Source organism: Candidatus Zixiibacteriota bacterium (genome assembly GCA_026397505.1).
Taxonomy (GTDB): Bacteria; Zixibacteria; MSB-5A5; order GN15; family PGXB01; genus JAPLUR01.
In genome coordinates, this window is the sequence record JAPLUR010000001.1 from 1 (window position 1) to 11,267 (window position 11,267).

General features: G+C 49.1%; 9 protein-coding genes. 8 read left to right on the forward strand and 1 reads right to left on the reverse strand.

What is annotated here, in order from left to right; translation table 11 throughout:
• Positions 1 to 104 precede the first annotated feature (104 nt).
• Positions 105 to 554, reverse strand: coding sequence for a hypothetical protein (locus NT002_00005; protein MCX6827661.1), 450 nt, complete (start codon positions 552 to 554; stop codon positions 105 to 107).
• Between the two features lie 432 nt (positions 555 to 986).
• On the opposite strand from NT002_00005, the gene NT002_00010 reads away from it, so the two are divergent.
• The 8 genes from NT002_00010 to NT002_00045 all read left to right on the forward strand — a co-directional run bounded on the left by NT002_00010 (position 987) and on the right by NT002_00045 (position 10,596).
• Positions 987 to 1,574, forward strand: coding sequence for a sigma-70 family RNA polymerase sigma factor (locus NT002_00010; protein MCX6827662.1), 588 nt, complete (start codon positions 987 to 989; stop codon positions 1,572 to 1,574).
• Positions 1,575 to 1,594: 20 nt separating this feature from the next.
• Positions 1,595 to 2,164: a hypothetical protein gene (locus NT002_00015; protein ID MCX6827663.1), complete on the forward strand. Its 570-nt coding sequence runs from the start codon at positions 1,595 to 1,597 to the stop codon at positions 2,162 to 2,164.
• On the forward strand, positions 2,140 to 4,869 hold the full coding sequence (locus tag NT002_00020) for a CHAT domain-containing protein (protein MCX6827664.1): 2,730 nt from the start codon (positions 2,140 to 2,142) through the stop codon (positions 4,867 to 4,869). Before NT002_00015 ends, NT002_00020 begins: the two co-directional genes overlap by 25 nt.
• A 4-nt stretch (positions 4,870 to 4,873) precedes the next feature.
• Entirely contained in the window at positions 4,874 to 5,716 is an 843-nt protein-coding gene (locus NT002_00025) for a S8 family serine peptidase (protein MCX6827665.1), read from the forward strand.
• Positions 5,713 to 6,279, forward strand: a complete 567-nt coding sequence (locus NT002_00030; protein MCX6827666.1) for a S8 family serine peptidase — start codon at positions 5,713 to 5,715, stop codon at positions 6,277 to 6,279. The genes NT002_00025 and NT002_00030 overlap by 4 nt, the downstream gene beginning before the upstream one ends.
• 225 nt (positions 6,280 to 6,504) lie before the next feature.
• Complete coding sequence (locus NT002_00035; GenBank protein MCX6827667.1) at positions 6,505 to 7,488, forward strand: hypothetical protein; 984 nt, start codon at positions 6,505 to 6,507, stop codon at positions 7,486 to 7,488.
• Between the two features lie 566 nt (positions 7,489 to 8,054).
• Positions 8,055 to 8,939 carry a hypothetical protein gene (locus NT002_00040; protein ID MCX6827668.1) on the forward strand — a complete coding sequence of 295 codons (885 nt, stop codon included), beginning with the start codon at positions 8,055 to 8,057 and terminating at the stop codon, positions 8,937 to 8,939.
• 517 nt (positions 8,940 to 9,456) lie between these two features.
• A complete protein-coding gene (locus tag NT002_00045) occupies positions 9,457 to 10,596 on the forward strand; it encodes a serine hydrolase (protein MCX6827669.1) in 1,140 nt (379 codons plus the stop codon).
• Positions 10,597 to 11,267 lie beyond the last annotated feature (671 nt).

Consider the following 11,267-nt stretch of genomic DNA (forward strand, 5'->3'; position numbering starts at 1 on the left):
GGGATGTCTATAATGAGAAACGATTGCATTCCTCTCTGGGCTATCGACCACCCAACGAGTTCGAGGCCCTACTGAGGAACGAAAAAGTGAACCGCCAAACCGTCCTACCCTAACCTGTCCAACAAAAGGGGTTCACTCCACACATCGTATAGGGGGTGAATCCCAATCGGTTCAACCGATTCCACATAAGGACAAGCCGCATAGGCGCTTATGACTTCATCGAGGGTATTATTCCCGCCGAACGTTACGATACGATATCCGGTCAGGTCAGGAAGACCTGGTTCGATGGTGGCGCCGGGGAATTCTTCCTCCATAGCTGTGACCCCGAATCTCCGAGTCAGGGCATCTATGGAGGGGATACCGGTTAAGACCTCCCCTTTGGCGGCAATAGGAAGCCTTGGACCGATAATACTCCTGAACTTGACCACGAACTGGTCGGGGACATACTGCGTTCCTTCAGATGATCCCTGAAACGGAACATATACAGTATTGTCCGCGGAAATAGAGACTGTGATAAATAATAGAGAAATTAGAAGGAATAGAGCCTTCCTCATACTCAACCTCCAAATAATCGGGTGATTGGGAGCTACAAGTTGACTGTCAGAGCCTGATAACGCTTTGTACTTTCTGTGACACCTCCTTTCAAAAAAAAAGGAAAAGACCGAATGAAAAACGCCCGTGGTTCATTCGATCTTCTCCTCGTGCCCTTATTTTTCCGGGTCTTTTTTAAATCCAAACTATTACCTCTGGAGCTACAGAGAACGGATTCCGTATTATCGTTCATTTTCTTTTAAAATTTTCTGTCAGTTTCCATATTTCCGCTGGACAAGATGGCTGTTCTGTCAGATAATGAATTGAATGGGAAATTTGCGGAGGGTTTCATTATGACACCCAAGAATCCGGATAGATAGATATATGAAAATTCCACCTCCAAAATTGCATGGGCAGTATTATATTCCGGAAGAGACATACCGGAACTGGTGTAAATGACTGATATCTCCTTGACTGATTACGAACTCTGGCAGAGAATTATTGAAGGCGACAGCAAAGCCTGGGGGATTCTGGTGCAGAAGTATCAGCCTCTGGTCTATGCCGTATCGACCCGGGCCGGACTTTCGATGGCCGATGCCGCCGACTGTTTCCAGCAAACCTGGATACTTCTTTTTGAACATCGCCTGCGTCTTAAAGACCCCTCACGCCTGTCCGCCTGGCTGGTTACTACCGCCAAAAGGGAAGCAATACGGTTACGGCGTCGGGCCGATAGGCGGGGGGAAGAACCGGATTATCCCTCGCTGGTGGCTCTGGAGCCACTTCCCGATGAGGAATTGGAACAATTGGAGTGTCAGGCTCAACTGGAAATTGCCCTCAGAGAGATAGACCTCCGCTGCCGCAAAGTGTTGGAGGCTTTCTTCTTTGCACCAGAGGAGAAATCGTATGAGGAAATTGCAGGAATCTGCGGAATTTCGGTCAACAGCCTTGGGCCGATACGGATGCGTTGTCTTGCAAAATTGAAAAATATACTGATAAAAATGGGGTATCTGGAAGAACGGAAGGATGATAAAAGGACTCTGTAGATATGAAAACCAGGAGCAAGATGTCAGAAAGGCATTTGGATAGAAAAGAGCTAATTGAGGCATCGAAAAAGTATAAAGGAAAACTGACCGGGCATCTCGCCAAATGCAGAGAATGCCGGGAGACCCTTGAACTTCTATTAAAATTTCCGGTCGTCGGTCAGCTTACTTTACGCGATGCCCCCGCCGGATGGGTCAGCAAAGCCATGGCTCTGGCCGAGAAGAAAACGGCGTTAAAGAGAGTTTCACAGGCGCTGGCGCAACTGATTTTTGACTCATGGGCGATGCCTGAACCGGTCGGTGTCCGCGGGCCGGGGGCCATAGAGCACAGACGTCTCCGCTTTGAAGCCTCAGGTATAACCATGGATTTGCGTGCGGAACAAACCAAAAAGGAGTGGAGTATCGTTGCCCGGATAGCAGGTAACTACCTGGCACCAGCGGTACTTTTGTCGGATCGCGATGAACATTATGCTGATGAAGACGGGATGTTCCAATGGGTGGGACAAAGGCCGCCGCGTCATCTAAAAATCAGACTGCTGGATAAAATCATAGAACTTCCGGAGTTAGTGTGGAAGAAACCCCGCAGGAAATAGCCGCATTGAAATTCCTCAAAACCGGCAAAATGCCGGCCCTGGGCGAAGAGGCCTTAGCCGCCGAATGCGACCGCCTGATTCAGAAGGCGATGCATCGATCGTTAAAAGCGGCACTCCCGATCGCTCGCAAATTCGCCCACCATGCAATAAAATATCATGGTCTCAGGCTGACCGCTTATCGCGCTCTGGCACGTGTCACGCATATGAGCGGTAAACATCGTGAGGCACTCAAGGCATATCTAAAAGCTCTCGCCCTAGCCGCAAGAGAGCCGTTAGTGCGCGCCCGAATTGATAGAGCTCTTATCGATGTCTATATGTACCTCGGTGATTTCAGGAAATCACAGAATCATGCGCGGTCGGCTTTGAAAACCTTCGCAGCCCTTAAAACCGAATCGGATTTGGCGCAGACATGGGTGAATTTCGGCAATCTTCTTCATCGACAGGACAGACATCGCGATGCGGAGAAACTTTACCGACAGGCGGCGGAATTCTTTGAAAAGACCGATAATAAAACGGCAACCGCGCGTTGCTACTATAATCGGGCCAATACTCTCGTTCAATTATTTGATTTTCCTGAGGCGGAAAGGTTATATCGAGCGGCACTGGAGATCAATACCGCCGCCGGCTTCACGCTGGAGGCGACCGATGCCCGTTATGGCCTGGCCTGGCTGCGAATGCTGGAAGGAAAATTCCATGAGGCCCTGCTGGATTTGAATGCCTGCGAAAAGGCGTTTCGCGTAGGAGGCGATCCGCGCGGAGAAGCATTGTGCATTTTGGATCGAGCCGAGGTCTATCTGGGGCTGGGCCTGTATTATGATGCTCTTTATTCGTCACGCATGGCCCAGAAACTTTTTTCTCGACTGAAACTTGAATATGAACATTCCAAAGCATCACTCTTCAGAGGTCAGGCGGCCTCGGCATTGGGGCTGAAACAAGAAGCCAGAATAGCCGAAGAGGCGGCTCTAAAGGGATTTTACAAAGAAAAAAATAAGGGATTTCTTGGAGTGGTGCATCTTCTGGCGGCAGATCTGGCAGGCGAGAATGCAGGCAGGCACAGACTTGAAATCAGAACAGCGCGGCATCTTTTCAGGGATGCCCAATTGCCTCTATGGAAAGCGGTCTGTGATTTGAGGATGACTTCCAATACCAGGGAGGCCGCCTCCGCCTTTAAGCGCCTGGCCGCCAATCCTGCGACCAGAAATGTTCCCCATCTTTATACCGCCTGGCAGACAGCCTTTGGCGATTATAAATACAATCGGAGACTAAAACATGAAGCGCGTTGGCACTGGAAACAGGCAGCAGATAAGCTTGATATGGTTCGGGCGCAACTGCCGCCATTGGAACTGCGGGGAGCATACGCCCGTCGCTTCAGTTCGCCGCATCTTCGGCTGATTGCTGCCGAGTTAGAACAAAACCCTCAAGCCGCCGCGGTTTGGTCGGAAAGATATAAGACCGCCGGTCTCTGGGCACCGATTGTCGCGGATGATGCTGATCCTGCCCGCCGCCGGGTTCAAGACAGTCTCGCCCGTTTGGCTTCGGAAATTGCCATCCTTTCCAGCCGGATTACCGGTCGAAGCGGCGAACGAAATCTGGTGGCTTCTTCGGAGGGGAAGGGATTTTCTGAATTGCAGAAGCGTCTCCGTGGGGAAATGGCCGCCCTGGAAAAGATGCCAGGAACCTCTTATCTTTCGGAAGAAGAACTGATTCGCCAAATGGTTGAAATATCGCATCGTTTTCCAATTATACAATTCCATTTGCAGGGAAATGAGATAATTGCTTTTGTCCATCAGGATGGCAAGACAACAGTGCGTCGTTATCATGATGGCCGACAATATCTTGCCGGATTGATGCGGAGGTGGCAATTCATTCTGGAAAGCGAAATCCTCTCTCAATATTTGACAGGTCTTAACCGGTCCAATGCGGAGAATATGATATGGCAGGAATTGGGGAATAGACTCTGGCGCCCCCTTAATGTACCTGATGGTACAGAAAAGGTATTAATAATATCGGAAGGGGAATTGGCCAACCTTCCCTGGTCGGCCCTGATTGTCAACGGTGAGCCCCTTTTTAAAAGGCATCATTTCATACATGCCCCCAGCATCAGGCATTTCCTTGCCGCCGAACGGCGAAAAATATCGTCCTCAAAAGTAGAGCTGTTTCGGGGTAAAGCTCTTGACCTTCCGTCAGTTGACCGCGAACTGTCTCTTCTCCTGGCAAAAGCCGGTGCACGTGCCACAATCCACAATCCCTGCCACCGCGATGATTGGGTGTCAAGCGGTGAAGCCAATCTCTGGCATTATTCCGGACATGCTGTCATGCGAAATGATAATCCCTTCTATTCCTATCTTTCCCTGGAGGATGGCCCGATTTTTGCAGCTGATTTTCGATTGATGAATTGCAATGTTAATCTGGTTACTTTGGCGGCCTGTCGCTCGGGCGAGGAGGTAGCTATGCCGGGTGAGGAATCGACCGGTTTAGTACGTTCTCTGCTTGAGATGGGCGCCAGAAATATTATCGCCAGCCATTGGCCGGTTTCCGATGAAACCACGGTTCTCTGGATGAGAGCATTTTATGATAGATATTTTGATGGTGATACAATCCTTGATGCGTCCCGCTATGCCTCAGGAACGGTCCGAGATCAATATCCCTCGGCCTATTACTGGGCGGCCTTCTCCATCTCGGGCGCTGGTGATATAGGAGGATGATATTATGAATAAGATGAGACTTTACTTTTCGTTACCGACAATCCTCATAATAATGAGTATCCTGGCATCGCCCCTTCCGGCACAGAAACCACCCGGTGGATTCAAGCCGGACGAGCTCATCTGTAAGATGGAGCCCGGGTTTGGCATTGAAATAATCAATGCCGCTTACGGCACGGCGACAAAGAGCCAGCAGCCCCAGACCAACTGCTATCTATTGATGATAACTCAGGGACAGGACGCTGAGAGTCTGGCTACCGTAATAGATGCCCGTCCCGATGTCGTCTATTGCCGTCCGAACTTTTATCTCACTGCGCCGGAACCGTTTCAGCGCAGTGAGCCTTTTCTTGATGTTCAGTATATCGGTACGGTGGAATTGCAGGAAGCCGCAATAACACTTGACCTGAGTGCCGCCCATGCTATTTCCGAAGGTGAAGGAGTGAGAGTTGCTGTCATTGATGGCGGGGTGAATTATACTCATCCTTTCTTTAACTCTCTCGCCGGTAGTATTATATCCAAATGGGATTATATCGACAATGATTCCATAGCTTTTGATGAGCCGGGCGGGCCATGCTCCGGCCACGGAACCTTTGTTGCCGGCATTATAAGACTTGTGGCGCCTGCCTCCTCAATATATGTCTATCGCGTTCTCGATACGGCCGGGCAGGGCGACGGATATAATATTGCGACAGCCGTGCTTGAGGCAATTGAAGATAGTTGCCGTGTGATTAACCTCAGTCTTGGGATGTTGGGGGTACATGATGCTCTGGATGATGCCATTAGGTATGCCAAAAACCATGATGTCATGGTGGTTGCCTCGGCCGGCAATGATTCCTCAGCAGCAACTTGATCTTTCCTTTCCCGGCGACTCGTACTTACTGCCTGGCGGTGGCCGCGGTTGACTCAATCAATCGGAAAGCCGATTTCTCCAATTATGGTGATAAGGTCGATGTCTGTGCCCCGGGGACAAGAATCTATGCCCCATACCTTGATACCGGCTATGCCTGGTGGGACGGAACCAGTTTCTCAACCGCTTTTGTCACAGGTCTGGCGGGACTGATAGTATCGGTCGATCCGGCCTTGACATGGGATGAAATTGACAGCGCTATTCTCAAGTCAGCAGATAATATTGACCTGCTCAACCCCGGCTTGGAAGGCATGCTCGGATGGGGCGTAATAAATATTACGGCCGCATTGTCATCAATTGTCTCTCATTTTGAAGGTGGCGATGTTAATGGCGACGGGAGCCTGAATATCATGGATGTCAGCTATTTTATCAATTTCTTATATAAAGATGGTCCTCCCCCGGTTGCCTTTGATATTGCCGATGTCAACGGCACCGGAACATTGAACATACAGGATATAACTTATTTGATCAATTACCTGTATAAGGATGGCCCACCTCCCAGATAGGCCAAATTCCTCTTTCCGGTAGCCTCTATTGGGTAAAGCCTGCATCAAGATAGATGCAGGCTTTTTATTTGTCTGCATTTTCGTTGTGGCGACAGGCCCGTGGGCGGCAAAATCCAGGCAATTTTCAATCAATTATTTCCCTAAGAGCCGAACGAAATATCAAAATCCCATCTCTGTAGCTATTGAAAGCACAGAAGTAGAAATTCACACTTAAGGAGGTCCGTAATGAAACGTTTGTGGAGTATTTGGGGGATAACGATTCTGGTGGCGATCGTGGCTCTGGTGGGAGGGTGTTCTCGGGACAAGATAATTGGGCAGGTCGAGAATCCCGCCGATTATTCGAGTTGGGATCCGGCAGGTCTTTATGCATCCCCGGGCGACTCTGTCCAATTCTCCGCGCGCGTCCGGACTACTGACCAGAACCGCAGGATGCTGACGTTCAACGGGATAAGCGATACGGTTATAGCAGCGCACAACTGCGAGATTGTCCGCCTCAATAATAATAACTCTGAAGCGCCTATCCCCTTCGGCGATATCCAGCCCGATGATTCTGTTGAAATCAAAGGAGTGCGTCAGCAGAATAAATATGTTCTGGCGCATAAGATCCGCAATTGCACCCGCATGGGCAACTTTGATCTTTCTTTCCGAGATACCATTCTTACGATTGATTATGACGCCATGACATTTACAGTTTCCAATCGCTCGGAAACAATCATGGCCGACTCCAATACCATTATCAGGGGAACTTTGACACGCAGAATCGCATATGACGACCATATTAACGGCGAGACTCCGGGCAGTGGCACCGCCGGCAAGCTTATAAATCAGTATATGTATTCTGCACAGGATACTACTCTGAACTTCGCCGATCTTACTATTGGTAATGTTGTCGAAATCAGAGCGAACATCCTTGATTCCGTGACCCTCCTGGCGCTTTATATTCATGTGGCCAACTGCCAGGACAAGCCCCAGCAATGCACGCAGTTTACCGCTCCTCTGGCAAGTGTGGATATCGCGGCCAAAATAGTAACCTGGGAGGGGTATAACTGGACCGGCCTGGTTTGTAAGGGAACCCAGTTGCTTGCTGCTGATGGAACCACCGAATTGACTCTGGCCGATTTTGCAGTAGGAGAGATGGTGGCGGTAAAGGGACTGCCACTGGTCGGAGATACACTAAAGGTCTGTAAAATGGAGAAGGCGGCAGAATGACGCGGTAACCTCGACTATCGACGCTTAGGTCAAAGCGCCGAACCTCTTTCCTTAGGTTGGGGTACAGATGGGTGAGCCAAGGGTCTCACCCATCTATTTATATATATACACTGATCTTACTCTTAAATTTGCGGCTAGCCTGTTCCAGAATCTTCTTAATTACTTCAGCATTGACAATTGGAACTGATATTCCCATATGGCGCAAAGGATAGAAGGCGATGTCCATGGCGCCGCTTCAGATTCACAGGTTTAGACTTTGTCATTTTTCTGGAGAACTCATAATGTGCAAAGACTGAACAGTCATTGGTGAACGGATTTGAGTCGGACATTCTCTGTTACATGGATGCGACAGATCTAATCGTCAGGTATTTGATCTGTCACTGGGCTCGGAGGGATATTACGCTGTGTTACCTCCGACAGGAATGGTACGGCAAAACCTAATAAATGAGGAGGAAGTAACCAATAATTTGATACACTGATTTGGTCCTCATCGGATGATAAGACCATTATTCCCAAATAGAATCGGAGTATCTGGAGGAAATGATCATTTTGAGGAGGAACCAAGTATGAAACTCTCTTTAATCACATTCCAAAGATCGCTTCCCATATTTCTCTTGCTGCTTGTGTTCTCACTTTTCACGGGTTGCAGCAAAGACAGTGCAACAGCCCCCCTGAATACTGATATCCCAACCGCCAACAAGGATATAAGTGAAGCGGTGGCAGGCTCCATAGCAATGGATAATGGCGGTATTGTTGACCAGCTCGCAGATTTGGCAGCGATAGCCACCGAATCGGATTCATTTACAGTAGCCAAATTATGGGCGGGGAGCATTGGAGCACCAAATTATGATTCGGCAACGGGAACTTGGCGACTGCAATTCACTAGGGAACGCGGAGAATCCGGCGGACCATTTCACGCCATATTCACAAGGACATATACATACCAGTATCGTAACGGCAATGGAGAACCGCAGAGGCAGTGGGTGGTGAATTCAGATACCGCTTGTTCCATTCAATTCGGAATATTGGAAGGAAGCGGAGAATGTCGAACCCTCCGCATTTGCAAGCAATTGACCAATATGAATGGAAGTTGGCTGGCGACCGGCGTCAACACCGATACTATAACCATAAGCGGAACCTACGAATGTATCGGACTTGATACTCTCAGGAGTTATCAGGCCGTTCGAGCCATGCAGTATCAGTTGAACCTGATGTTCACCAACATTCGCTGTTTGAGAGGTAAATCGGTCGACTTTTCCCGACAGGTCACGGGAAATATGAGCGGAACTTTTCTGGCCAATGTTGCTTTTATGAGCGGTTATTCCTATGGAGAAACCAACATCTTTCGCAACATGAATATAGCTATGGCAGAGGGGGATGCGAACATCACCATTGGAAGTGAAAGGTTCATGGGCGATTTGGCCACTGGTGAGCCATCGGCGGACAATTAGAATATTGCCTCAGGCATCGATAATGGTTGCCCGGATTCTGTCAATATTGTCTCGGGGGCGGCTTTCTAGTCGCTCCTGAGGCTGTATGTCGTCAAACAATTCGGACACACCGACTAGTTAGGCAAAGATATAGATCGACTGATAACAATGCTTTCTCATATGCACTAATGCAATAGAGAAATCTAACTTAGATGGATTGAGTCATATGTATCGATTAACCAGAATAAGTGTAAGCGCATGCATGACAACATTATACGACAATGTCGGCCCCGACCTCACTCTCCCCAAACTTTTGTACCTTTTAGCTTTCCGATTCGGTTACACTATGCTTGTGTTAATAGAACCCGTTGGAAGATAATCAACTAGCAGCCGGCCCGGCGCTCGAATCGGACCCCTTCGCTAGCACCTGATGAATTCTCTTTGCTATCCCGCGTGTCGCGGCTATATTTGAGCAGGATCAGACTCCACTGGCTATACACCAACAGTGGAATATTCAAACTCCGAACAGGAGGTAAGGATGAGAATTCCGAAACCCTTCATGGCCCTCGTAGTGATAATGCTTTGTTGCGCCATCTCGTGTTCTCCAGACAGACGCCCTCTCGATGAGCAACTCAGGGAGGCAGTCGATAAGCGGTTGAAGCAATACAATGTTAAGGGGGGATCGACAACTGTCATCTTGCCCGATGGCAGTACACACAACATTGTCGCCGGCGTGTCGGAAGATACCGTTGCCATGCGACCCGACATGCTCTTTGCCACCGGCAGCATAACGAAGAACATGATTGCCGCCCTCGTGCTTCAGCTTGCCGAGGAGGGAGTGCTCTCTCTGGAAGACTCGTTACACGATTGGCTTCCCCGGCACCCAAAGATTGATAGTAATATCACTATCCGTCAGCTGCTTGGACACACAAGTGGGATCTTCATGTTTTGGGAAAACCAGAAGCTCTGGGACGACCTCATCAAGTATCGAGACAGCGTGTTCACCCCGGAAGTGGTTCTGACGTACCTAAAGGACCCCCATTTCGCACCGGGTACTGGTTTCCGGTATTCAAACACCAACTACCTGTTGCTCGCACAGATCATCACAAAGGCAACAGGCTCCTCATTGTCATCTGAACTCCGAAAACGCTTTTGGCAACCGTTGGGCCTCAAGAACATGTACCTCTCTATGGAGGAGCAGATCCCGAATAGACTTGCTCACGTCTGGGGTGACAATTTTGAGAAAGGTGGTACAGGGAAGGACCTGACATACCTCCCGAGAGTATCGCACGAAAGCATTACTTACGGATCTTCTGGAGTGTTTACGACGGCGGAAGATCTTGCCGTGTGGTGCAAGTCTCTCTTTACGGGAAAGATACTGAAGAGATCATCTCTGGATCAAATGCTGGAATTCAATTCCGACGCTGCAGGTTCCTGGTGCGAAGGCTACGGTTTGGGGATGTTCTTGATCAAGAAGAGCACAACAAACGGAGAGAGAGCATATGGTCATGGCGGTGGAAACATTGGAACAAGCGCCTACATGGTGTACTTGCCGGAGTATGATGTAAGCATAGTTGTGATGATCAACTTCATGCACGGGAAGTGTCCCGACCGCATCCTGGAAGACATTATCGAGATTGTCACTGACTATCTTGATCGTAACAAGTCCGCGGCTTGAACAAGAAACGGCCATAGCCGATCAGAAGTACAACAGTGCATTTCAGTTGTATGGGATGAGTGACTGCACCCGCACAGGCGCTAAAAGGACTTATGGACATTATCAGTCTATGGCGGGGTTGACGAGACGAGTTCCGCAACTGGATTATTGTCAATTCGGCTGCCTAAAAGGCCGGCTAACTTGTTAGTAACTAAGGTATTCAGGCATAACTATTTTAACCAGATTGATTATCAGCATGGCCGGCGAATGAATTCGTCTCTGCCATTGCCCGAGTCGCTCGCTCTGGAATGCCAATGTGACGCACGATATCGACCCGCCGGCACGAGAAGCAGATTTCGGGAGATAACTCCATTTGACGACACACCCAAAGCGAGTGAACCGGCGCACCGACCAACTCTTTTAATCTCTGTTCATCGGGCATATCCATGCTCAAACAATCAAGATAAAGCGATCAACCGTTGCAGAGAATCAGATTTCTTGGGCTGGTTTTAGTTCAGAGGGGCCAATATTACTGGCCCCTCTGGATTGAAAATTACTTCAGCAGTATCATTTTCTTGGTATCGGAAAATGAATCAGCATTTATGCGATAGAAATATATACCACTGGCCACCGGCTGATTATCGAAACTGCGACTGTCCCAAATGACAGTGTGGTCACCGGCCGAGAGATAC